Raw genomic sequence first — 25,967 nt, 5'->3', positions numbered from 1 at the left:
TCGCCCGGTCCGGCTCCCTTCAGGCCGCTTCGGCCGCGGGCGCGGCCGTGGTGAGCATCTGTTCTGCATCGAGCAGCAGGATCATGCGTCGCGATTCGGGCAGGTTGACCACGCGCCGGATCATCCGGCGCTGGCGGTCCGACATGTCGGGCGCGGGCTTGATGTGCTCGCGCCGGATGCGCATGACCTCCGAAACGGAATCGACGATGAAGCCGGTCTGGACGCCGCCCATCGTGAAGACCACGATCCGCTGGCGGTCGTTGTCGTCGAGCGGGGGCAGGTTGAACCGCGCGCGCTGGTCGATCAGCGGGATCACCGCGCCGCGCAGGTTCATCACGCCGCGGATGAAGTCCTCGGTCCGCGGAACCTTGGCGAGATCCGACGGGACCCGCACGATTTCCTGGACCACCGCGATGTCCACGCCGAATTCCTCGTCCATCAGCCGGAACACGACGAACTGTTCCTCGTCGCCGGCGCTGCCGGTCGAACGTACATGGCTCGCTGCGGTCATCACCATCGCCTCTCCGCCGGTTGCCTCCATCGCGCTCTCGAGCGCTCCCTCGATCGAGCGGCGGTCGAACATCGCCTCGGCCGAAAGGATCGAAACCAGCCGCTTGCCGCCATCCAGCCGGCAGATCGCGCTGAATTCGGACAAGTCGGCATCGTCGGCGAGCATCGGCGGCATCGCATCGATCCCGCCGCGCCGGACGCGCAGCACCTCGTTCACGCGGTCGAGCACCACGCCGACGAGAAGCCCGCCGTCGCCCACCGAGACCACCGCGACGCGGTTGTGGTCGGAGCGCTCGGCCGGCGGCAGCCCGAACAGGCGTCGCAGGCAGACGACCGGGAGGAGCCGGTCGCGCAGGCTGATCACCCCCATCACGCTCGGCGCCGCGCGCGGCACGCGCGTCACCGTCTCGGGCAACTGCACGATCTCGCGCACGCTGTGGATCGGCAGCGCGTATTCCTGGTCGGCCACTTCGAAGCTGACCAGCTGGATCTCGTCGCGCTCGGCGTCGGCGGCGGGCGGCTGGGTCTCGGCCGGGCCGGCGGCGTGCGCCCTCTCGACTGTTTCGCCCCGGGCGAGGGCGAGCATCTCAAACTCCTGCTCGATCAGCCGGCCACTGTCGAGGATCATCACCAGGCCAAGCTCGCCTTCGTCCTTGATCACCCCGCGCAGAAGGTCCGAGCGCACGCTGGTCTCGACCGAGGCGGCATCCTCGATCCGGCCGGTCTCGATCGTGACCACGCTGACCACGCGGTCGACGACGATCCCCACCGGCTGCCCGTGGTCGAGGATGACGACGCGGGTCGCATCGTCGGCGGCCGCCGGCGCGCTGCCGAACAGCCGGCGCGTGTTGACGATCGGCAGGACCGTGCCGCGCAGGTTGGTCAGCCCTTCGAGGCTCGGCGGGGCGAGCGGCACCCGCACCACCTCGGGCATGCGGATGATTTCCTTCACCTCGTCGAGCGAAACCGCGAACGTCTCGCCCTCGACGGCGAAGATGGTGAACTGCCGCGCCGTCCGCGTGTCCGCGGCAAGCGGGCTGTCCGCGATCGGGGCGACGGCCTCGCCAGCGATTATCTTCGATTGGTACATGACTGGGGCCCCTCGCGCTCGGCGGGATCGGGCGGACAGCGTCCGCCCCGGGTCAGGCGTTGGTCTGCAGCTCGTCCGCCATCGAGGCGATCTCCTCGATCGCGACCGCGAGTTCCTCGGCGCCCTGGCTCTGCTGCTTGGCCGCGCTGGCCGCCTGCGTGCTCGCCTGGTCGGCCTGGGTGGCGGCGGCTGCGATCTGGTTGATGCCGGTCTGCACCTCGCTGACCTGCCGCAGCATCTCGGTTGAGCTCGCCTGGATCGCGCGATTGCCCTGGAGCACTTCGTCCATGTCGGCGGTGACCCGCGCGAGGTCCGCGGTGATCACCTTGTTCTTCTCCACCTCGTCGAGCGCGGCGCGGCTGATCTCGTCGAGATCGCGCGCCACATTGCCGATCTGCTCCTGGATCGTCTTGACCAGGTCCTTGATCCGGTCCGCGTTTTCCGAGGATTCCTCGGCAAGGTTGCGGATGTCGTTGCTGACCACGGCGAAGCCCTGGCCGAACTCGCCCGCCCGCGCGGCTTCGACCGAGCCGTTGACCGCCAGCATGTTCGTCTTGATCCCGACGGTGGTGATCGCCTCGACGATCTTGTCGATCCGGCGCGAGACCTGGCCCAGCTGGGTCACCTGCGCGCGCAGGCGCGAATTGCCCTCGACCGATTCGGCCACGCCGGAGATCATTTCCTCGACCGAGCTGCGGCTCTGCGCGATCAGCGTGGAGATCGCTTCGCCGCGTTCGAGACCCACCGTCGCCGCCTCGCTCGAGCGCTCGGCGCCCTTGCGGATCTGCTCGACTGCCGCCGCCGACTGGTTCGCCGCCGCGGCAGAGGTGCGCGCCCCGCTCGAGATCTGGTCGATCGCCACGAGGATCTGGCTGGCCGAGCGGTTGATCTCCTCGACCGCCGACGACAGCTCCTCCGCCGCCGAAGCGACTTCCTCGGCGCTCTTGCGCACGTCGGTCGAGTTCTTCATGTCCTCGGCGATTTCCGACAGGTTCTGCGCGGTCTGGTCGCTTTCGCGCAAGGCCGAGCCCTGCTGCTCGAGCGTCGCCAGCACTTCCTCGCACGCCGCCGACTGCTCGGCCGCCGCGCTCGAGATCGCTTCGGACCCCTTCTGCGCCTCGGTCACCGCGGTTTCGGATTCGGCGTTCAGCCGGGCGATGTCGTTCGCGCCCGCAAGGATCGCCTCCATGTCGGCGCGCAGCTCGCCGAGGCGCTCGGTCACTTCGCTGCCCTTCTGCGCCTCGCTGCGCGCAGCCTCGGCCGAATGGAGGATGCCTTCGGCGATGACCTTCACTTCGGCCTGGATCTGCGCGACCAGCGACTGGATTTCGGTGGCGCACTTCTCGGAGGTTTCGGCAAGGGTGCGAACCTCGTCGGCCACCACCGCGAAGCCCTTGCCGTGTTCGCCCGCGCGCGCCGCCTCGATTGCGGCGTTGAGCGCGAGCAGGTTGGTCTGGTCGGCGATGCGGGCAACCGCCTTGACGATGTCGCCGATGTTGGTCGCCTGCTCCTCGAGATCGGCCACGACCTTGACCGAGCCGGCCTGCCGTTCCGAAGCGGTCTCGAGCGCGCGCACCGAGGCGCCGATCTGCGCGCGGTTCTCGTCGAGCAGCTTCTGCAGCGCGCGGGTCTTGCCCAGCGACTGGTCGGCGGCGACCCGGCAGTCGCGGATCAGGCTGGCGATGGCGCCGACGTTGTGGAGCGACTGCTGCGCCGCGCTCGAAGCCTGCTCGGCGCCCGCCGAAATCTGCGTCATCGCCGATTGCAGCAGGTCGAGCGCTTCCGAAGCCTCGGTCACCCCGCCGGCAAGCTGGATGCTCGCGGCGGCGATGCGTTCGGCCGCCTGCTGCTGGCGGGCATAGGTCCGCGCCGCGCGCTTGCGCGCATCGGCTTCGCGGCTGTTCGCGCCATCCCCGCTCGATGCGCGCGGCTTGGCGGCGGGGCGCCGCTCGGCCAGCGCCTGGGTTGCCAGTACGCCCCGGTCGGGGCCGGCGCCGTTCAGATTTTCCTTCTTCACCAGGGCCATCGCCATCACTCTCCGTCACGGGAAAGCCGGCGGAAGCGCATGGGGACAAGGCTGCCCCGATTGGCCGGCTCGCGACGAAAATGGCCGCAGACGCCTTACCGTCCGCCCCCCTGCGGCCTTAGGAGGTTCCGCAGGGGGCTTCGGTGAAGAGAAACTAACCCTCTGCCCGGCGCTCAGGCAAAGGGAATGTCGAGCCCGGGGTCCGCCTTGGCGAGCGCGGCGCGCGCCTTGGTGGTGTCGAGCACGCGCTGGATGTAGGCGCGGATGTTGGGGAAGGGCGCAAGGTCCTTGGGCACGAACAGCCGCCCGGTGGTCAGCGTGAAGAAGTTCATCATGTCCGCGGCCGTGAACGCATCGCCGGCAAGGTAGGGCACCTGCCCCAGCCGCGCCTCGAGCGAGGTCCAGGCGTTGTCGCCCCGCGCGGTCAGCGCCGCCACCTGGGTCCGGTCGATGCCGAGCATGGCGACGATGATCTCGACCAGCATCGCCGGCTGCACCGTCCCCGCGGCATAGTGGAACCAGTAGAGGTAGTCGGCGTAGTTCGGCGCGTCCGCGGCCACCGTCAGCCGCCCGTTGCCGTACTTGCCGAGAATGTATTCGAACACCGCCGCGCTTTCGGCGAGCGTCACCTCGCCATCCTGGATGGTCGGCGCGGTCCCGGCAGGGTGCAGCGCCTTGTAGGCTGCGGGGGCGAGCCGGGTCACGGGATCGCGTTCGTAGACCTTCAGTTCGTAGTCCAGCCCCAGTTCCTCGCAAAGCCAGACGACCTTGTCGGACTGGCTCACGCCGAGGTGATGAACGGTCAGCATTCTGCGTGCTCCTTGAAGGCCGCTCCGGGCCGGTTGATGGTGATCAGTGCATCCCGCCATCGCAGCGGACGATGGCGCCGGTGACGAAGCTCGAGGCCTCGCTCGCCAGCCACAGCGCGGTGCCGACGATCTCCTCCGGGCGCCCCGGCCGGCCCAGCGCATTGTCCGAAGTCTCGCGCATTTCCTCGGGCCAGGCCTTCGAAATGTCGGTCAGGAACGGCCCCGCGCTGATCGCGTTGACGCGCACCTTGGGGCCATAGCCATGCGCCAGCGAAACGGTCATCGCGTTGAGCGCGGCCTTGGCGCCGCCATAGGGGATCGTGCTGGGGGCAGGGACCAGCGCCCCGCTCGACGACGTCGCGATGATCACCCCGCCATCGCCCTCGCGCATCCGGTGCGCCACTTGCGCGCAGAGCCGGAAGGGCCCCTTGAAGTTGAGGTTCATCACGCTGTCGAACAAGGCTTCGGTCACCTCGTGCGCCGGCACCGCGGGCGACATGCCGGCATTGGCGACGAGGATGTCGATCCGCCCGAACGCTGCATAAGCCTTCTCGATCAGGGCGTCGACCTCGTCCCACTTGCCGGCGTGGACCGCGATGGCGGCGGCGCGGCGGCCCTTGGCGCGCACGTCTTCGGCGACCTCTTCGCACGCCGCGATCTTGCGGCTGGCGACGATCACGTCGGCGCCGGCATCGGCGAAGGCGAGCGCCATCTGCCGCCCGAGGCCCCGCGATCCGCCGGTGATCAGCGCGACCTTCCCGGACAGGTCGAACAGGCCGGGATGGGAATTTTCGCCCATGTTTCAGATACTCCCCCATCGGCCTCGCCCTGCGCGGGTCGCCGGTTTTCATTACTTGCTTGAACAACTACCCTCTGCTGTGATGCGCGTAAAGCCGCCAGGCGAAAAGGCGGCGGGAGAAGATGCCCATGGCCACCGTCCTTACCGAGACGCACAGCGCGCTCGCGCTGATCCGGCTGAACCGGCCCGAGGTGCTCAATGCGATCGACTACCCCATGCTCGCCGCGATCGGCGCGGCCTGTGACGCGGCGGTGGCCGATCCTGCGATCCATGCCATCGGCATCACCGGCGAAGGGCGGGGCTTCTGCGCCGGGCTCGACATGGCGCTGCTCGCCGCCCATGCCGACGAAGGCCGGCTGCACGAACCCGGCAGCGCCCCGCCGCCGCCGCTGTTCGGCTTCCTGCGCGACGTGCCCAAGCCGGTCATCGCGCTGGTCAACGGTCCTGCGGCAGGCGGCGGCTTCATCCTGACGATGATGGCCGACCTGCGCTTTGCCAGCACCGCCGCCAGCTTCACCACCAGCTTCACCCGCCGCGGCCTCGTCGCCGAACACCAGGCGAGCTGGCTGCTGCCGCGCATCGTCGGCCTTGGCCGCGCCACCGACCTGATGATCTCGGGCCGCAGGATGGATGCCGAGGAAGCGTACCGCATCGGCTATGCCGACCGCCTCGTCGCGCCCGATGCGCTCATCGATACCGCGCGCGCCTATGCCGACGATCTTGCCGCCCACGTCGCCCCGCGCGCGGTCGCGGTGGTCAAGGCGCAGATCAACCGCGATCTTTCGCTCGACGAAGGCGCGGCCTGGGCGCAATCGGCCGAACAGATCAGCGCCGCGCTCGGCCACGCGGACGCCGCCGAAGGCGCGCTGTCCTTAGTCGAGCGCCGCAAGCCGCGCTTCACCCCTTTCACCGGGCGCTGAGATGTTCGCCGCAACCGAATACCGCCTGCGCCAGGTCGCCGCCGTCGTCGGCGATCTCTCTGCCTCGCTTGCGCAAGTGGAGGCCGTGCTGGGCCTCAAGGTCGGCCACCGCGATCCGGGCGTCGCCAAGTACGGCCTCGAGAACGCGATCCTGCCGATCGGCGCGCAGTTCCTCGAACTGGTCGCGCCCACGCAAGACGGCACTTCGGCGGGCCGCTACCTCGAACGGCGCGGAGGCGATGCAGGCTACATGCTGATCTTCCAGGCAAGCAGCGCCGAGGATCACCGCAAGCGCCTCTCGCAGCTCGGCGTCCACGGCATCGAATACTGCGGCGGCGAGGCCTACGGCAGCCGCACCGCACCATCGCTCGACGGATCGCACGACGCCGCGCTCTCGGCCTTCGCGCAAGTCCACCACATGACCCATTTCCACCCGCGCGATTTCACCGGCATTCTCGCCTCGATCGATTCCGCGCCCACCGTGCCCGACTGGCGCGCACCCCATTCCGATTGGTATCCCGCCGGCGCCGACTGGCGCGGCAGCCTGACCGACTTCTGCACCGGCCTTCGCGCCGTCGACATCCAGTCCGCCGACCCCACCGCGGCAGCCGGCCAATGGTCGCGGATGCTGGCCCTGCCGGTGGAGGGCGGCGAGACCCCCGAAATCCGCACCTCCGACTGCACCTTGCGCTTCGTGCCCCCGGTCGATGCCGACGGCACCGGCTTCGTGGCGCTCCACGTCGGCGTGCGCTCGGTTGAGAGGGCGCGGGACGCAGCCGATCGCTGCGGCGCGCTCAACCCGAGCGGCGCGGTGCGGCTGGCCGGAATGGAGATCGTGCTGGTGGAAGCAGGCGCGGCTTGAACGGCGGATTTTGGGTGGAAAGCGGAAGTACGCTCGCCCTGCATCATCCTCCCCTGACAGGGGAGGTGGCGCCCCGCACGGGGCGACGGAGGGGTAGCCGCCACACACGCGAACGGTCGCGCTCGTCGTTACCTCTCCACCACCCTTCGGGCGGTCCCCCTCCCCTTCCAGGGGAGGATGCCCGAAGGGGCCGCCTCTGGGCGCAAGCGGACGTAGTCGTCAGCAGCCCGGGCAGCGCAATTTTGCTGTCCTACAGCGGACGTCTGGGGCAAAAAGCAGGCGATGCGCATCGCTTCTTCACCCCGATTGCTGCTGGTGCGCCAGCTTCGATCATTGATTGCCCGAAGCGATCAATATCGAAAGACTGATCGATTTCAATTTTTCCGCAGGACAGTGTCAACCCCGTCAACCCTGGCGGATTCCGGAGTTTTTCGAGCGGAGCGCGCAGTGCCGGTCCGAAGCTGTGACTCGCCGCCGAAACCCGTCATCACCCCCGGTGTGGGGCCGGGGGTGAAGGGGCGGATGGTCGGCGGAAGCTCAGCCCGCCGCCGCAGCCGGGGTGAACTTGTGCGTGTAGACTTCGTTGAACACGATCAGCCCGTCCTGCAGCTTGCAGTGATCGAAGCCGCGCATCTTGATCGCTTCCGCGCCGGTGCCGAAGTCCATATACCAGCGGCCGATGAAGCCGCCGTCGATCGCCTGCACCCATTCGGGCGCATAGTCCCATTCGGGCACGGCCGCGAACAGGCCGGTCAGGTAGGCCCCCAGCGCCTCCTTGCCCTTCAGCCCGGCGGGCACGCCTTCGTCGTAATACTCGATCTGGTCGTGGTAGAACGACAGCACGCCCTCGACCGACTTGGCGGTCCACTGTTCCAGCCAGCGGCGGTTGAAATCCTCGATGTCCATGGAATGTCTCCCTGCTTGCGCTCAGCCGCGCTGGATGCCTTCGACGATGTGGCCGGCGTTGTCGGTGAACATGGCGAAGCTGATGCCCAGCTGGTCGAGCTTGGTGATCGGCGTGGTGGTCTTGCCGCCGTTCGCCTCGACCCGGCCCTGGAAGGCGGCGAGGTCGTCGGTGTCGAACACCAGCACGCATTCGCCGGTGCCGGGCGAGGTGTCGTCGGTCAGGATCACCAGCCCCGCGCCCTTGCCGTCGGCCGAGGCCATGATCACCTCGGTCATCGGCCCGAGCGAGAATCGGCCGGTCTCCTTGAAGCCGCAGACCGCGGCATAGAACGCCACCGAAGCCTCCAGATCGGAGACCACCAGCTTCGTCATCGACAATCTTGTCACGCAACTCTCCCTAAACTGGTCGATTCTGACCACTATTTCATGGTGGAAGGCATTATCAGCGTTGACAACAAGTTTCGCCCGCAGGACGCTTCGATCCTGTGAGGCAGGCCCGGCAGAGGCCGCCCCAACGGAGTGGACCTGACATGGCGACCTTGGCCGAGGGCGAGACCCGTCCGCGCGATTTAAGCGAACAGAAACAGCAACTTGTCGAAGAAGGCTATTGCGTCGTGCCCGGCGTGCTCGCGCTCGACGAGGTGGCCGAGGTGGTCCGCCGGCTCTACCGCGCCGCCGAGGCGAGCGAGCGGCAGGGGGTTTCGACCTACATGCCGATCCTCGATCCCAATGCGGCCAACGTGCGGGTGTTCTACCTGCTCGAACACGATGCCGTGTTCCGCGACCTGATCCAGCATCCGCTTGGCGTCGAACTGGTGCAGGCGCTGCTGGGCGAGGAGTTCCTGATCTCGAACTTCACCGCCAACATCGCGCGGCCGGGCTCGGGCTCGATGTTCCTCCATTCGGACCAGTCGCTGGTGGTGCCCGAACCCTGGCTGGAGCCGTGGGCGATCAACATCATCTGGTGCCTGTCCGACGTGCGCTTCGAAAACGGCGGCACACTGCACATCAAGGGCAGCCACAAGTGGCGCACCCGCGCGGACGTTCCGGAGAACGCCCGCGACCTGCTCGAATCGTTCGTCGCGCCCGCCGGCTCGATCGTCGCGATGGACGGGCGGATGTGGCACACCTCGGGCGCGAACATCACGCAGGACGAGGAGCGCCCGCTGCTGTTCGGCTACTATACCAAGCCGTTCCTGCGCCCGCAGGTCAACTGGAACGCAGCGCTCAGCCCCGAGACGCAAGCCTCGCTGAGCGAGCAGATGCAGATCTGGCTGGGGCTTGGCGTCACCGCCAACACCGGCATCGTCGATGGCCACGTCAACCGCCAGGAAGGCGTCAGGGGGAAGCTGTGAACACGACCACCACCGCACGGCCGGTCGTCCTGCCCGAACCCACGCGCGATCTGGCACAGGGGCTGAAGAACATCGCCGAGCATGGCCTGACCATCGTGCCCGACGTGCTGACCGGCGATACGCTGAAGGCCACGCGCGATGCGCTCTACCGCGCCGCCGCGTCGGATCGGGCGCGGGGGCGCGAGCAGAAGTTCTCGCTCGACTATGGCCACGACGACAGCAACCAGCGCGTCTGGAACGTGCTCAGCCGCGATCCCTTGTTCGAGGACCTCGCCTTCCACCCGATCGCGCTCGACTACGTCAAGGCGCTGCTCGGTTGGCCGGCGCTGCTCGGCAACCTCTCGGCCAACGTGACGGGGCCGGGCGGGGGCGAGATGATCCTCCACGCCGACCAGATCTTCGTGCCCGAACCCTGGCCTGCCGAGCCGCAGGGCATGAACGTCGCCTGGTGCCTCGACGATTTCACCGAGGCGAACGGCGGCACGCGTTTCGTCCCCGGCAGCCACAGGCTCAACCGCGCGCCGCGCCCCGAGGAAGCTGAAGTGGAGACCGCGGCGATCGTCGCGCCGGCCGGCTCGATCGCGATCTTCGAAAGCCGCGTCTGGCACAAGACCGGGCACAACGTGACCGCCGACCAGACCCGCGCCGGGGTGTTCGCCTGGTACACCCGGCCGATCTACCGCCAGCAGGAAAACTGGGCTCTGTCGCTGCGGCCGGAGATGCGCCAGTTTGCGAGCGACGAGGCGCTGACGCTGCTCGGCTTCCGCACCGAGGGCCTCGGCCTCGTCAACGGCAAGTCGCCCGCCTGAGGGGCGCACTCCGCGCCCGCCAGGTCAGTGGACCTGGCGATCCATCCCCTGCCAGTAGGGCGCGCGCAGCGCGCGGCGCAGGATCTTGCCCGAGGCGTTGCGCGGCAGCGCCTCGATCACGTCGACGCTCTTGGGCACCTTGAACCCGGCCAGCCGCTCGCGCGTCCAGGCGATCACGCTCGCCGGATCGATCGCATGGCCGGGGCGGGGCACGCAGATCGCCTTGACCGCCTCGCCCCACTTTTCGTCGGGCACGCCGATCACCGCCACTTCGGCGACGTCGGGGTGGCCGTAGATCGCGCTCTCGACTTGCGCGGGATAGACGTTTTCGCCGCCCGAGATGATCATGTCCTTGATCCGGTCCTGGATGTGGACATAGCCGTCGGCGTCGAGCGATCCCGCATCGCCGGTTGCCAGCCAGCCGTCGTCGGTCAGCGTCGCGCGCGTCGCCTCGGGCAGCTTCCAGTAGCAGATCATGTTGTTGGTCGAGCGCGTCTGGATCTCGCCCACTTCTCCCGGCGGCAGCACCTGGCCCTGCTCGTCGACGATGCGCACCTCGACGCCGGGGAGGGGGCGCCCGGCCGAGCGCATCCGCGCATTGCCCTCGCTCGTGTGGTCCTCGGGCGGCAACGTGCAGAAGGTGCCGGCGGTCTCGGTCATGCCATAGGCCTGGACGAAGCCTGCATCGAACATCGCGATGCATTCGCGCAGCAGTTCGAGCGGGATCGGGCTCGCGCCGTAGACGATGGTGCGGATGCGGCTGAAGTCGACGCTGGCGCAGTCGGGGTGGCGCAACAGCATCTGCAGCGCGGCGGGCACGATGAAGAAGCGCGTCACGCCCTTGCGCTCGACCGCATCGAACACCTCGCGCGGATCGAACTCGGCGAGGATCACCGCCGGCAGGCCCGCAGCCAAAGCGTTCACGCCGAGCCCGGTGCCGCCGATGTGCGCGCACGGCATCGTCACGAGGATCGCCTCGTCGTCGTCGAATGCCTGGTGCGGTTCCTGACCGGCGTGCTGCTTGCGCAGGCCGAACAGGTTCATGTTCGACAGCACCGCGCCCTTGGGGTTGCCGGTGGTGCCCGACGTATAGAGCTGCAGCACCGGATCGTGCGGTCCTGCGGGCGCGAAACCGGCGGGCCGCGCCGCCGCGATCCGCCGCCGCGCCGCGTCCGCGGTCAGGCAGGCCTCCAGTCCGGGAAGCGTCGCGAAGGTCTCGGCGAGATGGTCGAACCCGTCGCCCAGGAACATCGCGCGCACCTCGGCATTCTGGGCGATCCACCGCGCCTCGGCCTCGGCGAGCCGCCAGCCGATCGGCACCATCACGATCCCTGCGCGCGCGGCGGCATAGAACAGCGTGAAGTAGAGCGCGCAGTTCTTGCCGACCCAGGCGATGCGGTCGCCCTTGCCGATGCCGAGATCGGCGAGCGCGCCGATGACGCGCGCGGTGGCGTCCTCCAGCGCGGCGAAGTCCAGCGTCGCATCGGGGCCGTCGAGCGCGACGCGGTGCGGGCGGTCCGCCGCCCAGAAACGGATGAAGCCGTCGAAAGTGAAGAGGTGCGCCGTGCGCGCGACGGTATCCGCCGCCGTCGCGGCGAGCGTGCCCTGTGTCATCCCGATCCCCCGCAACCGGCTGTCCCGCCGGTCGTCATGCCTGTCGTTGCGCCAGAATGCGTTGCTGGCGTTCGCTTGGCAACCACGCAAAGCTGCCCGGAAGGCCCAGGCGCTCCGCGGCGTGCCAGGCAGGCGAGGTGGTATCGCGCCAGGTGTCCGCAAGCCGGCCGGCAATCTTGAGCGCGGCACGGTCGCGTGCCGTCAGATCCCATTCTGCGCCGAGTTCGAGCCGCTCGCGGACCACCGGCGGAAGGATCGAGACCGCGCCGCGCGCCAGCGCCCGGTGGAGAAACTTCGGCGTCCCCGGGGCCGCCTTGCCCGATGCGATGATGTCGAGGAATTCGGTGTTGATCGGGTGCGGCTCGAAATCGGGAAGCAGGGCCTCCATCATCGCCATGAAATCGGCTTCCGACGCGGCAGCGTGGGTCACGCCGTACAGCGCTGCAATCGGCGCGCCTTCCTCGAAGAAGCGGGTCTGGTCCGCATCCGACAGCGGGCGGACGAAGGTGTGGTAGGCCTTCATGAAACCGAACGCTGCGGTTGCGTGGACCCAGTTCAGCAATTCGGGCTCGAGCGCCTTGTACGCCCGGCCCGAAGGCGTCGTGCCGCCGACCTTGGCATGCATGCGCGTCACGCCCGCGATCACCTTGCGCGCCATCGATTCAGGACCGTAGACCCCGACCATGGCCGCCAGACCGGTGCGGCGAGAGCGGCCGATCGGATCGACCGGATAGACCGAATGATCCCAGACCCCGCTCCGGATACGGGCGTCGGCAAATTCGAGCAGGACCGCCGCGACGCCGCCGACGCCCATCGCGATCATGTTGCGGAAGACCTTCCACTGCACGGAATCGGGCGGGACGAGCGACGGCTCGCCAGCGGGCGCGCGATAGTCGACGGTCCACTCGCGCTGCGCTGCCGCCCTGACGCGCTGGGCCATGGCCGGGTCGAGGGGCGCCGTCTCGGGATCGTGCAATGCCATCGTTGTTGCCTTCAATAAACCTATCAAATGATATAGGGCTTATCATTCGACAGGTTCCCCTGCAAGCGCTTCACCGCTATGGCTGCGGCGATGATCGATCGACTGCTTTCCGCACCGCTTTCCCCGCTCGAAGTGTCCCCCGAACCGGAGACGACGCGCCAGCGCATCCTGCGCGTCGGCATGGCCTGCTTCGCGCAGGAGGGCTTTGCCGGGGCGACGACGCGGATGATCGCCAGCGCCGCGGGCGTGACGCTGCCGGTGATCGCCTACCACTTCGGCAACAAGGACGGCCTGCACCTCGCCTGCGCCGAAGAGATCGTCGAGCAGCATCGCCGGCGGCTGCTGCCGGTCGCCGCGGCGGCGCGCTGCGCGGCCGACGACGGCAGCCTCACCGCCGACCAGGCGCGGATCTGGCTCGAGAAGATCCTCGCCACGCTGGTCGCCGCGATCACCGCCGACGACGAACAGCGCCTCGCCACCGATTTCGTGCTGCGCGAACTGAGCGAGCAGGGACCGGGCTACCACCTGCTCTACGAGGAGCTGTGGAAGCCGGGCATGGAACTGGTCGCCGAGCTCATCGCCATCGCCCGCGGCCGCTCGGCCACCGTCGAGGGCGACCGCGTCGGCGCGATGATGCTGCTCGCCTCGCTGTCCTCGCTGACGCGCGACGAGCCGGTCGCCAGCGCCTTCCTCGGTGGCAGCGCCTCGGAAGAACCGCACCGCACGCTGATCGGCGAATGCGCGCGCCGGATGCTGTCGGGGCTGATCGCCGCATGACGAGCCTTGCAGGTCCTCCGTCTCTTGTTTATCAACTCTGATAAACAAGAGACGGAACGAGACGATGGACCTGGAGTGGACGGCTGAGGACCTTGCATTTGCGGCGCAGGCCCGCGAATTCTTCGAAAGCGAACTGACCCCCGAACTGCGCGACGCCGGGAAGCTGATGACCAGCGTCTACGGCGACCACGACCTCGGCATGGAATGGCAGGCCAAGCTCCATGCCAAAGGCTGGGCCGCGCCGCACTGGCAGGTGGAGCACGGCGGCCAGGACTGGACCGACGCGCAGCACTACCTGTTCGAGCGCGAGCGCATCCTGGCCGGCGCGCCGCCGGTATCGCCGATGGGCATCCACATGGTCGCCTATGTGATCCAGGCCTATGGCACGCCCGAGCAGAAGGCGTTCTTCCTGCCGCGCATCCTCTCGGGCGAAGTGTTCTTCTGCCAGGGCTACAGCGAGCCGCAGTCGGGCTCGGACCTCGCTTCGCTGCAGATGCGCGCCGATGCCGATGGCGACGACCTGATCCTCAACGGCTCGAAGATCTGGACGACGCACGCGCAGCAGGCGAACTGGATGTTCTGCCTCGTGCGCACGACGCGCGGGCTTCGCCCGCAGCAGGGGATCACCTTCCTGCTGGTCGACATGACCAGCCCCGGCGTCACGGTCCGCCCGCTGGTGATGACCTCGGGCGAGACGGTGCAGAACCAGGTGTTCTTCACCGATGTGCGCGTGCCCAAGAGCAACGCGGTCGGCGCGATCGACGACGGCTGGACCGTCGCCAAGTACCTGCTCGAATTCGAGCGCGGCGCGCGCGGCTATTCCGCCGGGCTCAAGGTCCGCGCCGAAGCGCTGCGCGAGAACGCGCGCAACACGCCGACGCCCGATGGCATGCTGCTCGACGACGAAGTCTTCGCTTCGCGGCTCGCCCGGCTGATGATGAAGCTCGACGTGCTCGAAGTGCTCGAATTCAAGCTGCTCGCCGGCGCGCGCGACGACGGTTCTGTCGGCGCGCTGTCGTCGATGATGAAGGTGCTTGGCACCGAACTCGCGACCGAGATGACCGAGCTCGCCTATCGCGCCGCGGGCACGACCGGCACCGTCTACCAGCCGCACGTCACCCGTCCCGGCGGGCCGGTGCCGAACTACACTCCGCCCGAGGACGGCGGCAGCATCGGCGAAGTGTGGCAGGCGCTGGCGCCCTTGCGCTACTTCAACGAGCGGGCAGGGCCGATCTACGCCGGCTCGAACGAGATCCAGCGCAACATCCTTGCCAAGCGCGTCCTCGGCCTCTGACCGGGTGAACGAAAAAAGGCCCCGGAACCAGGCCGGTTCCGGGGCCTTCTTTTTTGCCTGGAAAGCGCGGGTCAGGCGACCTTGAGCTTGCGATAGCGCCTGGTGTGCGCGTCGGCGTCGCCGAACTGGTTCTCGATCGCGGTGGTGCGACGGAAGTAGTGGCCGACGCGCAGCTCCTCGGTCAGGCCCATGCCGCCGTGCAATTGCACCGCCTGCTGGCCGATGTAGCGCGCCGCTTCGCCGACTTGCGCCTTGGCGGCGGAGACCGCCGCCGGATCGTTGCCGCGCAGCGCCGCGAGGATCGCTGCGGCCGCGCTCTGTTCGAGCTGGATGCGCATGTCGACCATGCGATGCTGCAGCACCTGGAACGAGGCGAGGGCCTGGCCGAACTGCTTGCGCTGCTTGGTATAGTCGACGGTGTCGTCGAGCAGCGTGCGCATCAGGCCGACGCCTTCGGCGCAGACTGCGGCGGTCCCCGCATCGACCGCAGCAAGGATCGCCGCCTCGGCGGCATCGCCCGCAGCAATCAGCGTGGCAGGAGTCGCGTCGAGCAGCAGGTCGGCCGCAGGATGGTCGTCGATCAGGCGATAGTCGCGGGTGGGTGCCGCCCCGTCGATGCGGAACAGGGCGAGCCCGTCCGTGGTCCGTGCGGTCGCCAGCACCGTATCGGCCTGGGCGGCCCAGCGAACCGCGCGCTTTGTCCCGGTGAGCCGCCAGCTCGCGCCGTCCTGCACCGCCTGCGTCCGCACCGAGCGGGCATCGCCCCGGCTTTGCTCTTCCTCCCAGCCGAGCACGACCAGCTTGCCCGCCGCGAGCGCCGCGCCCAGTTCGTCGTGGCCGCCGAGCTTCGCCAGCAGCGTGCCGACAACCACCGGGCTTTCGATGTACGGGGTAGGGGCGAGCGCGCTGCCCAGCGCCTCGGCCACGACCATGTGCGCTTCGGGGCCGTGCCCGAATCCGCCCCAGGCTTCGGGAAGCCCTGCGCCGGCAATCCCGAGCGCGCCCTGCATCTCGTCCCAGAACGCGCGCATCGCTGCGCCGCCGCGCAGTTCGCGCCGCCGGTCGAAGGGCAGGTATTGCTTGAGCCAGCCGCTCACGCTGTCAGCCAGCATGCGCAGGTCTTCGTCGAGTTCGAGATTCACCGGCAGTCTCCCAAGGTCCTTTTATCAGTTCTGATAACGAACTCGGTCAGAGAAGCAAGCCGCGCATGAGCGTCTCGACGGTGTGCTCGCGATAGCGTTCGTGCAGCGCGCGATCGGCGCTCGGGATTCCGCCGAACACCGCCGACAGGGTAAAGCGGTTGGAATAGAGGCCGTCGGCCGAACCGATGGTGTTGAAGTAGAACAGCTTGGGATCGACGTCGCGGAATTCGCCCGCGGCGATGCCCTCGGCGATGATCCGCGCCTGCGCCGAAGCGATCGGGATCAGCAGTTCGTCGGCGATATGCTGCACCCGCTGCGGATCGGCTTCGCGCACCATCACCTGGATCAGCCGGTTGAGGTAGGGGATCTCGTAATAGGTATCGAGAATTCCGCGCAGGTGGATGCGCATCCGCTCGGTCGGCGTCACCTCCATCCTGAACAGGCGGTCGAGCTGGCGGATCCTGCGATAGACGTCGCGGTCGAGCAGGGCGAGCAGAAGGCCCTCCTTGCTGCCGAAGAAGTAGCGGATCATCGCGTGGTTCACGCCGGCGCGCTGCGCGATGTCGACGATCCCGATCTCGATCGTGTCGAGCTCGCGCATCAGCGCGCTGGTGGCGTCGAGCAGCGCCTCCCTGCTGTTCTCGCGCTGGGGGCGGGCGCTCCCGGCAGCGAGGGCAGGTGGTTCGGCGCGACGGCTTTTGCTCATGCCCCGGTTTGATCGCGCAACGCGCCCTTTGGCAACCCTTTGCAGGGCTGCCTTGGCAAAAATGCCACACCCGGCAGAATATTCCTTATCATGATTGATAAGCGCCTATCGCGTGATAAAAGCCCGGCGACCAAAGCATAACGGGAGACAAGGGATGACCTTTACCAGGACGCAGCTGCTGGCATTGCTGTGCGCGGGCTCGGCGCTGGCGACTCCGGCTTTCGCCCAGTCGGCGCCGCAGTCGGCACGGGAATCGGCGCCGCAGGCTGACGAGGCAAATGCCGCCGCCTCGCAGGAAATCATCGTCACCGCGCAGCGCCGCGAACAGTCGCTGGCCGACGTGCCGGTCTCGATCCAGGCGTTCGGCGCGCAGTCGCTCAAGAACCTGCGCGTGACCTCGACCGAGGACCTGCCGTCGGTCGCGCCTTCGCTCAACATCTCGCGCGGCTACCAGGGCGTGCCGATCTACACCCTGCGCGGCGTCGGCTTCAATACGATCAACCTGTCGGCAACGTCGACCGTCGGCACCTATCTCGACGAAGTCGCGCTCGCCTATCCGTTCATGAATTCAGGTCCCGTGTTCGACCTCGAGCGCGTCGAGGTGCTCAAGGGACCGCAGGGCACGCTCTATGGCCGCAACACCACCGCCGGCCTCGTCAACTTCATCACCGCCAAGCCCAAGGACACGCTCCAGGCGGGCCTCACCGTCGAAGGCGGCAATTTCAAGACCTTCAATTCCGAAGGCTTCGTCAACCTGCCGCTGGGCGAGAACCTCGGCCTGCGCGCCGCCTTCCGCACCGAGGACAGCTGGGACGGCTGGCAGAAGAGCGCGAGCCGCAACGAGACGCTGGGCGAGAACCACCGCTACGGCGGCCGCCTGACGCTGACCGCGCGCCCGGTCGAGGGCATGAAGATCGAACTGGCCGCCAACGGCTGGATCAACAAGTCCGACGCGCTCGCCGGCCAGGCGGTCGGCTTCACGCCCAACACCGATCCCGCCAACAAGACCTTGTTCAGCAACTTCAACGCGCCGGGCGTCGCCGACTTCATCGCCGCCAACAAGACCCGCTGGGACCAGGACCATGCCGACTGGGCGCCGCTGTCGCAGCGCGGGCCCGACATCGGCCGTGGCGCCGGGATCAGCGACCCGCTCGCCGAGGACGACTGGTTCGTCGGCTTGCGCGGCCTGCTCGAGTTCGAGATCACGCCCGACGTCACCTTCGTCGCGCTCACCGGCTACAACAAGGTCAAGCGCGACGCGACCTTCGACTGGTCGGGCGCCCCTTACGAGATCCTGATCCAGAAGGCGCAGGGCGAAGCGCGCTCGATCAGCCAGGAAGTGCGCTTCCAGGGCAAGACCGGTCCGGCGCAGTGGACCGTGGGCGGCTACTTCTCGAACGACAAGGTCACCGACAACAACCGCACGCTGTTGGGCCAGAACGCCAATGTCGGCGCGGTGCGGGGCCTGATCTTCGGCCTCGGGCTGCTCGGCACGCCGTTCAACTCGCCGGGCTACACCGCCGCCGACGTCGCGACCTCGTTCCGCACCTATCGCGATACCGCCGACTTCGACGTCGAGACCAAGAGCGTCTTCGCCAGCGCCGACTGGACGCTCGCGCCCAGCCTGACGCTCACCACCGGCATCCGCTACACCCGCGACACGCAGGACTACGCCGGCTGCTCGCGCGACTTCAACGGCTCGATGCAGCCCAACGTCAACTTGTTCAACCGCTCGTTCTTCTACCAGGTCTACGGCGCGTTTACCGCGCCGATCGGGGTGAACCAGTGCAACACGTTCGATCCGGCGACCGGCACTTTCGGCATCGTCCGCTCCAAGCTCGATGAGGACAATGTCGCCTGGCGCGTGGCGCTCGGCTGGGAAGCCAACGCCGACACCCATTTCTTTGCGTCGGTCTCGCGCGGCTACAAGTCGGGTTCGACCCCGGTGAATGCCGCAAACATCTCGACCCAGAACGCTCCGGCGCGGCAGGAAAAGCTGACCTCGTACGAACTCGGCACCAAGGTTGCGCTCGCCAACCGCGCGGTGAACCTCAACCTGACGGCGTTCTACTACGACTACGGCGACAAGCAGCTCGCGGTATATTTCGCCGACCCGATCTACACCACGCTGCTGCGGCTCGACAACATTCCCAAGTCGCGCGCCTATGGCCTCGACGGCGATGTCAGCGTCAACATCGGCAGCCACCTCAACGTCGTGCTCGCCGGCACCCTGCTCAAGACCGAGATCCAGGGCTACACCGGGATCGACGCTGCGGGCCTGCCCAAGAGCTACGACGGCGCGACCTTCCCGCTCAGCCCCGAATTCTCGGGCGCCGCGACTGTCACCTGGGATTCGCCGATCAACGACAGGCTGGCCTTCCGCGCCATCGTCAACGGCCGCTACCAGTCCTCGGCCAAGAACACGCTCGAGGACGATCCGCAGCTCAACCTCAAGCCATATGGCACGATCAATGCGAGCATCGGCGTCCACGATGTCGACAACAAGTGGGACCTCTCGCTCTGGGCGCGCAACCTCACCAACGAGTACTACTGGGTCTCGGCGGCGACGAACGCGAACCTTGCGGTGCGCTTCCCCGGCCACAGCCGCACCTGGGGCGTGACGCTGCGCACGCTGTTCAAGTAAGCCGCAACATCCTGCGGTAAACATCTGAAGGAAAAGGAAGGGGAGACGTGGGAATGGAGCGCCGCGAGGTCGACGCCGTGGTTGTCGGAGCCGGTTTTGCCGGCATGTACATGAGCTTCGCGCTGCGGCAGCGGGGCTACGATGTGCAGGGCATCGAGGCGGCGGCCGACGTCGGGGGGACGTGGTACTGGAACCGCTACCCCGGCGCGCGCTGCGACATTCCCAGTCTGCTCTACCAGTACAGCTGGCACGAGGAGATCCGCACCTCTTGGCGCTGGAGCGAAAAGTACGCGACCCAGCCCGAAATCCTCGCCTATGCCAACCATTGCGCCGACATCCTCGGCATCCGCCCGCTCTATCGCTTCGAAACCCGCGTCACCGCCGCGCACTGGGACGAGGCGGCCGACCGCTGGCTGGTCGATACCGACAAGGGCGAATTCCTTTCCGCGCGCTTCCTCGTCATGGCGACCGGCGCGCTGTCGGTGCCTAAGGAGCCGGATTTCCCCGGCCTCGACAGTTTCAACGGACCGCAGCTGGTCACCGGACGCTGGCCGCACCAGCCGGTCGATTTCAAGGGCAAGCGCGTCGCCGTGGTCGGCACAGGCAGTTCGGCGATCCAGTCGCTGCCGCACATCGCCGCCGAAGCCGCGCAGGTCTACGTCTTCCAGCGCACCCCGAACTTCAGCCTGCCCGCGCTCAACGCCCCCATTCCCGACGAGGAGCGCGAGGCCTTCGAGGCGATGTGGCCGATGTACAAGGCCTCGATCGATGCGGGCGAAGCCGGCGTCGAACTGCTGCCCGAGGACTGGGAGCCGACCGACGAGGAGCTGGCCGAACACGTCAGGATCCTGTGGAACGGCGGCGGCCTCGTCTCGACCGTGCAGATCCCGCGCCTGACCAAGGACGAGCGGATCAACAACGCCGCCTGCGACTTCGTTCGCAGCCAGATCCGCGCGCTGGTGAACGATCCGGTCGTCGCCGAAAAGCTCTGCCCGACGAGCTTCCCGATCTCGACCAAGCGCGCCTGCGTCGACACCGACTACTACATCACCTTCAACCGCGACAACGTCACCCTCGTCGACCTTACCGAAGGCGCGATCGAGGAGGTCACGCCGCGCGGCATCCGCACCGCCAATGCGGAATACGAGGTCGACATGATCGTCTGGGCGCTCGGCTTCGATGCGATGACCGGCGCGCTCACCCGGGTCGACATCCGCGGCGAGGAGGGCAGGCCGCTCAAGGACGCGTGGTACGCCGGCCCGGCGATGTGGATGGGGATGATGGTCGCAGGGTTCCCCAACCTGTTCACGATCACCGGCCCTGGCAGCCCCTCGGTGCTGATGAACGTGATCCTTGCCGGCGAACACAACGTCGAGTTCGTGCAGGCGGTGGTCGAGCGGATGCGAGCGCGCGGCCAGACGCGCGTGACGGTCGACGAGGCCGCGCAGGACGCCTGGGTCGCCCACGTCCGGCAGGAAGCCGAAGGCACGCTCTTCCCGCGCGCCAATTCGTGGTACATGGGCGCCAACATCCCGGGCAAGCCGCGGGTCATGCTTCCCTATGTCGGCACCGACTACAAGAAGCGGCTCAACGCGATCGTCGCCGCGGATTTTCCCGACCTGCGATTTTCCGCCTGACGGCTTGCATCGGCGCCGGGCCGGTGCTTGACCGTGCGCGCAACCGCCACGGAGACGTCGACATGGCCGCCCCGATCCGCCTGCACGGCTATTTCCGGTCGAGCGCCACCTGGCGCGTGCGCATCGCGCTCGCGCTCAAGGGGCTGGCGTGGGAGAGTGTTGCGCATTCGCTGCTCGATGGCGAGCAGCGCGATCCCGCCTATCTTGCGCTCAACCCGCAAGGGCTGGTGCCCGCGCTCGAGATCGACGGCCTCGTCCTCACGCAGAGCATGGCGATCTGCGAGTACCTCGACGAGACCCGGCCCGCGCCGCCGCTGCTGCCGCGCGATGCCGCCGGTCGGGCGCGGGCGCGCGCGCTGGCCCAGGCGATCGCCTGCGACCTGCACCCGGTCCAGAACCTGCGCGTGCTCGAACGCATCCGCACACTCGCGGGCAGCAAGGATGCTGGAACCGCCTGGGCGCGGGAAACCTGCGAACAGGGGCTCGATGCCTTCGCGGCGATGGTCGGCGAGGGCGCGCTTCGCTTCTGCCTCGGCGACGAACCGGGCCTTGCCGATCTGATGCTGGTCCCGCAACTCGCCAACGCGCGCCGCTTCGGCGCCGATCTGCGCTGGCCGCGCCTGCTCGAGATCGAGGCGAACTGCCTTGCGCTGCCTGCCTTTTGCGCGACCGCGCCGGAGGTTCAGGCGTAGGTCCTTGCGTCGGCGCGCCGAATCGTGCGCGGCCGGAGCAGCAAAACCTGCTTATGAAAAAGCTAATTCGGCTTGGAATCAGACCGAAGCGGTCCAATAATTTGTGCAACGGGCCAAGAGTTTGGCGCTTTGACTTCGAAGTGGACAGGAATCCCGCTTCCCAAAGCTGCACGTTTGTTCAACCAGTGCGGCCCAGCGCCGGGCGCCACGGCTCCTCGGTATCGTCCTGACGATGCCCTCGGCCAAGGCGGATAAGGCGGGTTGCTCTCGGTGCGGATGGCGCTCGAGATTGCTTGGAGCAGGCGCGAGATGACCTTGATGATCCGCACGCAGCGCGGCACCCTGGGGATTACGATGTCGACTGGCCACCTTCCGCAGCCCGCCCAGCGCATCGCCTGCGCCAACGATACCGTGCTCGACGAAGCGGCTTTCCACCTGCGCGAGGCGCTCGCCTGCCTCGACCGCGCCGAAAGCCTGATCGCCGCTGCCTACGTCGACCAGGCCCTGTCCATGCTCCGCGTCCAGCGCGCCGCGCGCGCCAGCGAGGGCTGACCACCCCTTCGCTTGCCTGCGCCAGGGCCGGCAGAGAGACGGCGCGCGCCGTGCCCCGTGCGGCGGATCGGCAGGCGTACGCGGCCCTTTCGCGCGCCGCAGTTCCTCCGTTCGGCCGTGTGGTCCGGGCCGAGGCTGCTCGGCCGCGGCCGGGGATAAAGCTCCTCCTGTAACCGTTTCGGCTCGTCGCACCACGGCCACGTTTCACGGCATTCCGCCGGGCGCGGCGGATATGGCGCGCCGCTCCTGCGTCTGCATGGCACCCGGCCCGGACACTCGGTTCGTCGCAGCATAGGTGCAGCAACTCCCGCGTGTCCGGGCTCCTTTTCGCTTGGCCGCCACCCGTGCGGGTCGCAACAAGAGGACCACGACAATGGACAGCATTACCCGGTTCGCCATCGCAGCAGACGGCAACGTCACCATGTACGTGAACCACAATGGATCGTACGAGGAAGAGACGCTGGCGCTCAACCAGCAGCTTTCGTTCAATGCCGCCACGAACACGGTGACGCTGACCACCACCAACGACAGCTATGTCGAGATCCAGTCGTTCCAGCCGACCCCCGACACCAGCGACAGCGCGTTCAACTACGTGCTGACCGGCGAGGCCTATACCGACCTCCAGGGCAACGTCATCGCCGAGCCGGAGCATCCGGTGCTCACCGATGACGGCGTCGCCGAGGACCAGGACAACGATGGTTCGTGGGACGATGTCCTGGTCGGCACCGACAGCAGCGAGACGCTGCGCGGCGGCGGCGGGCATGACCACCTCTACGGCGGCAGCGGCAACGACGATCTCTACGGCAACGAGGGCAACGACCACCTCGTCGGCGCCTACGGCAACGACAACCTCTACGGCGGCGATGGCTATGACGTGTTGCTCGGCGGCGCAGGCAACGACGACATTTCGTCGGGCGAGGGTGACGATCTCGCCATCGGCGGCGGCGGCAACGACACCATCAACGGCAACGCCGGCGACGACGCGCTCTATGGCGGGCTCGGCAACGACCGCATCTATGGCGACGACGGGCAGGACCTGATCGATGGCGGCGTGGGCAACGACCGCCTGTTCGGCGGCAATGGCGACGACACGATCCTGGGCGGCTTCGGCAACGACTTCATCCAGGCCGAAGCCGGTGACGACAAGGTCCAGGGCGGCCTCGGCAACGACCGCATCGCCGGCGGCATCGGCAACGACGAGATCCACGCCGGGTTCGGCAACGACGCCATCTACGGTGGCGACGGCACCGACGATCTCTACGGCGAGGAAGGCGACGACCGCATTTCCGGCGATGACGGCAGCGACCACATCTGGGCGGGCATCGGCAACGACCAGGTCACCGGCGGCAATGGCGACGACGTGATCAGCGGCGGCTTCGGCGACGACAAGCTCTGGGGCAACACCGGCAACGACATCATCAGCGGCGACGAGGGCGACGACACGATCGCCGGCGGGCAGGGCGACGACACGCTCGACGGCGGGCTCGGCAACGACACCATCGTCGCCGGTCCCGGCCACGACACGATGACCGGCGGCTTCGGCGCCGACACCTTCGTGTTCGATGCCTCGGCCGGCACGAGCGCTTCGGTCGACATCGCCACCGCCTCGACGATCACCGACTTCAACGTGCTCGAAGGCGACCGGATCATGCTGTCGGGCATCGATGCCGACACCAATGTCACCGGCGACCAAGCCTTCAGCTTCATCGGCGACAGCGCCTTCGGCAATGTCGCGGGCGAACTGCGCGCCGAGGTCACCGACGGCAACACCTATCTCTACGGCGATCGCGACGGCGACGGCTCGGCCGACTTCGTTGTCCGGCTCGACGGGGTGGTGACGCTCCACGCCGCCGATCTCGTGCTCTGATCGGTCATCGCAACGAATGGAAGGGGCGCCGCGGCTGCGGGGCCCCTTTCGCTTGCGCGCCGCCCGGCCCCGCGCGGGTCAGGATGGCGTGCGTTCGGGCGCGAGCTTGTCGGTGATGATCTTTTCGCGGGCCGCGCGCACGTCGCCCGAGGCGATCTGGACGTCGAGCCGCTCGCGGTCGTTGGCGCGATAGCGGTCCTCGGCGCGGTTGATCGCCTCCTGGCTCAGGCCCAGCGCATCGAGCGCGGCGCGCGCCATCACCACCGCCGATTCGAGCACCTCGCGCACCACCAGCGCGGTCGGCGCATCGCGCAGCCTGACCATGACCCGGCGGTCGAAGGCGCGGACGTAGAGCGCGGCCTGCGGGAAGGCTTCGTGGACCGCCTCGACCAGATCGGGCGGCAGCTGGTCGCCGTCGAGGCAGAACAGGATCACCTCGGCCTCGGCCGCGCCCGCCTGGCGCAGCATGTCGATGCGGGTGCCGTCGCCGAAATAGACCTTGGCGCCGAACTGCCCGGCAACGTCGATCATCTCGACGTCGGTGTCGATCAGGGTCACGTCGATCCCGCTCGCCAGCATCATCTGGCCCACGGTCTGGCCGAACCGGCCATAGCCGACGATCAGCGCGCCGGCGCGCTCGCCGTTCGGACCCTCGCGCTCTTCGGCGACGGCCGGGGCTTCGCGGAACCGGCGCGTGGCCATCATCAGGAACGGCGTCGTCGCCATCGACAGCGTGACCACCGCGCTGAAGATGCTCGAGGCCTCGGGCGCGATCAGCAGCGCGTTCTGCGCCTGCGCGAACAGCACGAAGCCGAACTCGCCGCCCTGGCTCAGCAGCAGGCCCATCGCGAGCGCAGGGCGCCAGCCCATGCCGAACAGCCGGGCGAGGCCGAAGATCACCGCCGCCTTCACCGCGATCAGCGCCGCCGCCATCGACAGCACGAACACCGGGTTGCGCGCGATCGCGCCGAGGTCGAGCATCATCCCCACGGCGAGGAAGAACAGCCCCAGCAGGATCGAGCGGAACGGCTCGACGTCGGCCTCGAGTTCGTGGCGATAGGGACTGTCGGCGAGCATCACCCCCGCGATGAACGCGCCGAGCGCGGTCGACAGCCCCAGCGCCTCCATCACCGCCGCGCTCGCCATCACCGTGAACAGCGCGGCGACGACGAACATCTCGCGCTCGCCGAGGTTGCCGATCAGGCGGAACAGCGGCCGGATCAGGAAGCGCCCGGCGAGCACCAGGCCGACGATCGCGCCGATCGTCTCGAGCCCCAGCAGCCAGCCCGGAGGTCCGCCCGCATCGGCCGGATTGCGGCTGAGCGCCGTGATGATCGTGATCAGCGGGATGATCGAAAGATCCTGGAACAGCAGGATCGAAAAGGTGCGTTCCCCAAAGCGCGTGCGCAGCCGCCCCGCCGATTGCAGCATCGGCAGCACCTGCGCGGTCGAGGACAGCGCGAGCGGCAGCCCGAGCGCGATCGCGGCGGGGGCCGAGAAGTCGGTGAACAGGTAGATCACCCCCGACACCGCGATCCCGCACAGCACAACCTGCAGGCCGCCGAGCCCGACGATGTCCTTCTTCATCCGCCAGAGCTTGGCGGGATCGAGCTCGAGCCCGACGATGAACAGCAGCAGGGTGATGCCGAGCTCGGCGAACCCCAGCTTCTGCTCGGCCTCGCCGACGATGCCCAGCACGTGCGGTCCCAGCACCGCGCCGGCGAGGAGATAGCCCAGCGTCGCGCCCAGCCCCAGCCGGCGGAACACCAGCACGAAGACCAGCGCGAACCCCAGCAGCAGGAACCCGTCGTGGAGTATGGAACCCGGCTCGTTCACTGTTGGTCGCCTTCCGGTTGATCAACCGACGATATGAGGATCGGCCGCATCGTCAAGCGCGGGTCCAAATCATTTCATGCGATAGGAATATATTGACAGCAGTGTAGGTTGCAGCGAGCATTCGCGGATCATCAAGGA

The 25,967-nt window shown here is 68.0% G+C and carries 22 protein-coding genes; 11 read left to right on the top strand and 11 right to left on the bottom strand.

Annotated elements, in window-relative coordinates:
• Positions 1-19: 19 nt before the first annotated feature.
• The 4 genes from K3A85_RS10945 to K3A85_RS10925 form a co-directional block, all read right to left on the bottom strand.
• The gene (locus tag K3A85_RS10945; RefSeq protein WP_225206540.1) at positions 20-1,600 is read right to left on the bottom strand and encodes a chemotaxis protein CheW; all 1,581 of its coding nucleotides are present in this window, start codon (positions 1,598-1,600) and stop codon (positions 20-22) included.
• A 52-nt stretch (positions 1,601-1,652) separates the two neighbouring features.
• A complete protein-coding gene (locus K3A85_RS18030; RefSeq protein ID WP_263624790.1) occupies positions 1,653-3,632 on the bottom strand; it encodes a methyl-accepting chemotaxis protein in 1,980 nt (659 codons plus the stop codon).
• 167 nt (positions 3,633-3,799) lie between these two features.
• Entirely contained in the window at positions 3,800-4,435 is a 636-nt protein-coding gene (locus K3A85_RS10930) for a glutathione S-transferase family protein (protein WP_225206539.1), read from the bottom strand.
• 43 nt (positions 4,436-4,478) lie between these two features.
• Positions 4,479-5,234, bottom strand: coding sequence for an SDR family NAD(P)-dependent oxidoreductase (locus K3A85_RS10925; protein WP_225206538.1), 756 nt, complete (start codon positions 5,232-5,234; stop codon positions 4,479-4,481).
• 128 nt (positions 5,235-5,362) lie between these two features.
• On the opposite strand from K3A85_RS10925, the gene K3A85_RS10920 reads away from it, so the two are divergent.
• Positions 5,363-6,154 (top strand): enoyl-CoA hydratase-related protein, encoded by a 792-nt coding sequence (locus K3A85_RS10920; RefSeq protein ID WP_225206537.1) that lies wholly within the window; start codon positions 5,363-5,365, stop codon positions 6,152-6,154.
• Position 6,155: 1 nt separating this feature from the next.
• Complete coding sequence (locus K3A85_RS10915; RefSeq protein WP_225206536.1) at positions 6,156-7,016, top strand: VOC family protein; 861 nt, start codon at positions 6,156-6,158, stop codon at positions 7,014-7,016.
• Positions 7,017-7,553: 537 nt separating this feature from the next.
• On the opposite strand, the gene K3A85_RS10910 is transcribed toward K3A85_RS10915, so the two are convergent.
• Together K3A85_RS10910 and K3A85_RS10905 are read right to left on the bottom strand one after the other, a co-directional pair.
• A complete protein-coding gene (locus K3A85_RS10910; protein ID WP_225206535.1) occupies positions 7,554-7,922 on the bottom strand; it encodes a nuclear transport factor 2 family protein in 369 nt (122 codons plus the stop codon).
• Positions 7,923-7,943: 21 nt separating this feature from the next.
• Positions 7,944-8,309 carry a VOC family protein gene (locus K3A85_RS10905; RefSeq protein WP_225206534.1) on the bottom strand — a complete coding sequence of 122 codons (366 nt, stop codon included), beginning with the start codon at positions 8,307-8,309 and terminating at the stop codon, positions 7,944-7,946.
• Between the two features lie 143 nt (positions 8,310-8,452).
• On the opposite strand from K3A85_RS10905, the gene K3A85_RS10900 reads away from it, so the two are divergent.
• Positions 8,453-9,277: a phytanoyl-CoA dioxygenase family protein gene (locus K3A85_RS10900; RefSeq protein ID WP_225206533.1), complete on the top strand. Its 825-nt coding sequence runs from the start codon at positions 8,453-8,455 to the stop codon at positions 9,275-9,277.
• Positions 9,274-10,086 carry a phytanoyl-CoA dioxygenase family protein gene (locus K3A85_RS10895; RefSeq protein ID WP_225206532.1) on the top strand — a complete coding sequence of 271 codons (813 nt, stop codon included), beginning with the start codon at positions 9,274-9,276 and terminating at the stop codon, positions 10,084-10,086. Before K3A85_RS10900 ends, K3A85_RS10895 begins: the two co-directional genes overlap by 4 nt.
• 24 nt (positions 10,087-10,110) lie before the next feature.
• Here the strand turns inward: K3A85_RS10895 and K3A85_RS10890 are convergent, their stop codons facing one another.
• Both K3A85_RS10890 and K3A85_RS10885 read right to left on the bottom strand, forming a co-directional pair.
• Positions 10,111-11,700 carry a long-chain-fatty-acid--CoA ligase gene (locus tag K3A85_RS10890; RefSeq protein WP_225206531.1) on the bottom strand — a complete coding sequence of 530 codons (1,590 nt, stop codon included), beginning with the start codon at positions 11,698-11,700 and terminating at the stop codon, positions 10,111-10,113.
• Between the two features lie 34 nt (positions 11,701-11,734).
• Positions 11,735-12,682, bottom strand: coding sequence for an oxygenase MpaB family protein (locus K3A85_RS10885; RefSeq protein WP_225206530.1), 948 nt, complete (start codon positions 12,680-12,682; stop codon positions 11,735-11,737).
• A 90-nt stretch (positions 12,683-12,772) separates the two neighbouring features.
• On the opposite strand from K3A85_RS10885, the gene K3A85_RS10880 reads away from it, so the two are divergent.
• Positions 12,773-13,459 carry a TetR/AcrR family transcriptional regulator gene (locus K3A85_RS10880; protein WP_225206529.1) on the top strand — a complete coding sequence of 229 codons (687 nt, stop codon included), beginning with the start codon at positions 12,773-12,775 and terminating at the stop codon, positions 13,457-13,459.
• Between the two features lie 64 nt (positions 13,460-13,523).
• Positions 13,524-14,753, top strand: coding sequence for an acyl-CoA dehydrogenase family protein (locus tag K3A85_RS10875; protein ID WP_225206528.1), 1,230 nt, complete (start codon positions 13,524-13,526; stop codon positions 14,751-14,753).
• Between the two features lie 71 nt (positions 14,754-14,824).
• Here K3A85_RS10875 and K3A85_RS10870 read toward each other — a convergent pair whose 3' ends face one another.
• Complete coding sequence (locus tag K3A85_RS10870) at positions 14,825-15,895, bottom strand: acyl-CoA dehydrogenase family protein (protein ID WP_225206527.1); 1,071 nt, start codon at positions 15,893-15,895, stop codon at positions 14,825-14,827.
• A 46-nt stretch (positions 15,896-15,941) separates the two neighbouring features.
• Positions 15,942-16,601 (bottom strand): TetR family transcriptional regulator, encoded by a 660-nt coding sequence (locus K3A85_RS10865; protein ID WP_225206526.1) that lies wholly within the window; start codon positions 16,599-16,601, stop codon positions 15,942-15,944.
• 154 nt (positions 16,602-16,755) lie between these two features.
• Here K3A85_RS10865 and K3A85_RS10860 point away from each other — a divergent pair, with 154 nt between their 5' ends.
• The 5 genes from K3A85_RS10860 (at position 16,756) to K3A85_RS10840 (ending at position 23,993) form a co-directional block, all read left to right on the top strand.
• Positions 16,756-19,245, top strand: a complete 2,490-nt coding sequence (locus K3A85_RS10860; RefSeq protein WP_225206525.1) for a TonB-dependent receptor — start codon at positions 16,756-16,758, stop codon at positions 19,243-19,245.
• 53 nt (positions 19,246-19,298) lie between these two features.
• The gene (locus tag K3A85_RS10855; RefSeq protein ID WP_225206747.1) at positions 19,299-20,882 is read left to right on the top strand and encodes a flavin-containing monooxygenase; all 1,584 of its coding nucleotides are present in this window, start codon (positions 19,299-19,301) and stop codon (positions 20,880-20,882) included.
• Between the two features lie 62 nt (positions 20,883-20,944).
• Entirely contained in the window at positions 20,945-21,574 is a 630-nt protein-coding gene (gene maiA / locus K3A85_RS10850) for a maleylacetoacetate isomerase (RefSeq protein WP_225206524.1), read from the top strand.
• Between the two features lie 309 nt (positions 21,575-21,883).
• The gene (locus K3A85_RS10845; protein ID WP_225206523.1) at positions 21,884-22,126 is read left to right on the top strand and encodes a hypothetical protein; all 243 of its coding nucleotides are present in this window, start codon (positions 21,884-21,886) and stop codon (positions 22,124-22,126) included.
• A gap of 373 nt (positions 22,127-22,499) precedes the next feature.
• Positions 22,500-23,993 carry a calcium-binding protein gene (locus K3A85_RS10840; RefSeq protein WP_225206522.1) on the top strand — a complete coding sequence of 498 codons (1,494 nt, stop codon included), beginning with the start codon at positions 22,500-22,502 and terminating at the stop codon, positions 23,991-23,993.
• A 78-nt stretch (positions 23,994-24,071) separates the two neighbouring features.
• On the opposite strand, the gene K3A85_RS10835 is transcribed toward K3A85_RS10840, so the two are convergent.
• Complete coding sequence (locus K3A85_RS10835) at positions 24,072-25,829, bottom strand: cation:proton antiporter domain-containing protein (RefSeq protein WP_225206521.1); 1,758 nt, start codon at positions 25,827-25,829, stop codon at positions 24,072-24,074.
• Between the last annotated feature and the right edge of the window lie 138 nt (positions 25,830-25,967).

Origin of the sequence: Novosphingobium huizhouense, from assembly GCF_020179475.1 — a bacterium.
Classification (GTDB): domain Bacteria; phylum Pseudomonadota; class Alphaproteobacteria; order Sphingomonadales; family Sphingomonadaceae; genus Novosphingobium; species Novosphingobium huizhouense.
The sequence above is the reverse complement of the archived record's forward strand: the minus strand, read 5'-3'. Positions and strand labels throughout refer to the sequence as shown.

Coding starts and splice junctions, on each gene's coding strand:
- K3A85_RS10900 (WP_225206533.1), top strand. CDS start 8,453: ATGGCGACCTTGGCCGAGGGCGAGACCCGTCCGCGCGATTTAAGCGAA.
- K3A85_RS10845 (WP_225206523.1), top strand. CDS start 21,884: ATGACCTTGATGATCCGCACGCAGCGCGGCACCCTGGGGATTACGATG.
- K3A85_RS10865 (WP_225206526.1), bottom strand. CDS start 16,601: ATGAGCAAAAGCCGTCGCGCCGAACCACCTGCCCTCGCTGCCGGGAGC.
- maiA (WP_225206524.1), top strand. CDS start 20,945: ATGGCCGCCCCGATCCGCCTGCACGGCTATTTCCGGTCGAGCGCCACC.
- K3A85_RS10910 (WP_225206535.1), bottom strand. CDS start 7,922: ATGGACATCGAGGATTTCAACCGCCGCTGGCTGGAACAGTGGACCGCC.
- K3A85_RS10840 (WP_225206522.1), top strand. CDS start 22,500: ATGGACAGCATTACCCGGTTCGCCATCGCAGCAGACGGCAACGTCACC.
- K3A85_RS10920 (WP_225206537.1), top strand. CDS start 5,363: ATGGCCACCGTCCTTACCGAGACGCACAGCGCGCTCGCGCTGATCCGG.
- K3A85_RS10855 (WP_225206747.1), top strand. CDS start 19,299: ATGGAGCGCCGCGAGGTCGACGCCGTGGTTGTCGGAGCCGGTTTTGCC.
- K3A85_RS10930 (WP_225206539.1), bottom strand. CDS start 4,435: ATGCTGACCGTTCATCACCTCGGCGTGAGCCAGTCCGACAAGGTCGTC.
- K3A85_RS10880 (WP_225206529.1), top strand. CDS start 12,773: ATGATCGATCGACTGCTTTCCGCACCGCTTTCCCCGCTCGAAGTGTCC.
- K3A85_RS10885 (WP_225206530.1), bottom strand. CDS start 12,682: ATGGCATTGCACGATCCCGAGACGGCGCCCCTCGACCCGGCCATGGCC.
- K3A85_RS10860 (WP_225206525.1), top strand. CDS start 16,756: ATGACCTTTACCAGGACGCAGCTGCTGGCATTGCTGTGCGCGGGCTCG.
- K3A85_RS10925 (WP_225206538.1), bottom strand. CDS start 5,234: ATGGGCGAAAATTCCCATCCCGGCCTGTTCGACCTGTCCGGGAAGGTC.
- K3A85_RS18030 (WP_263624790.1), bottom strand. CDS start 3,632: ATGGCGATGGCCCTGGTGAAGAAGGAAAATCTGAACGGCGCCGGCCCC.
- K3A85_RS10890 (WP_225206531.1), bottom strand. CDS start 11,700: ATGACACAGGGCACGCTCGCCGCGACGGCGGCGGATACCGTCGCGCGC.
- K3A85_RS10915 (WP_225206536.1), top strand. CDS start 6,156: ATGTTCGCCGCAACCGAATACCGCCTGCGCCAGGTCGCCGCCGTCGTC.
- K3A85_RS10945 (WP_225206540.1), bottom strand. CDS start 1,600: ATGTACCAATCGAAGATAATCGCTGGCGAGGCCGTCGCCCCGATCGCG.
- K3A85_RS10875 (WP_225206528.1), top strand. CDS start 13,524: ATGGACCTGGAGTGGACGGCTGAGGACCTTGCATTTGCGGCGCAGGCC.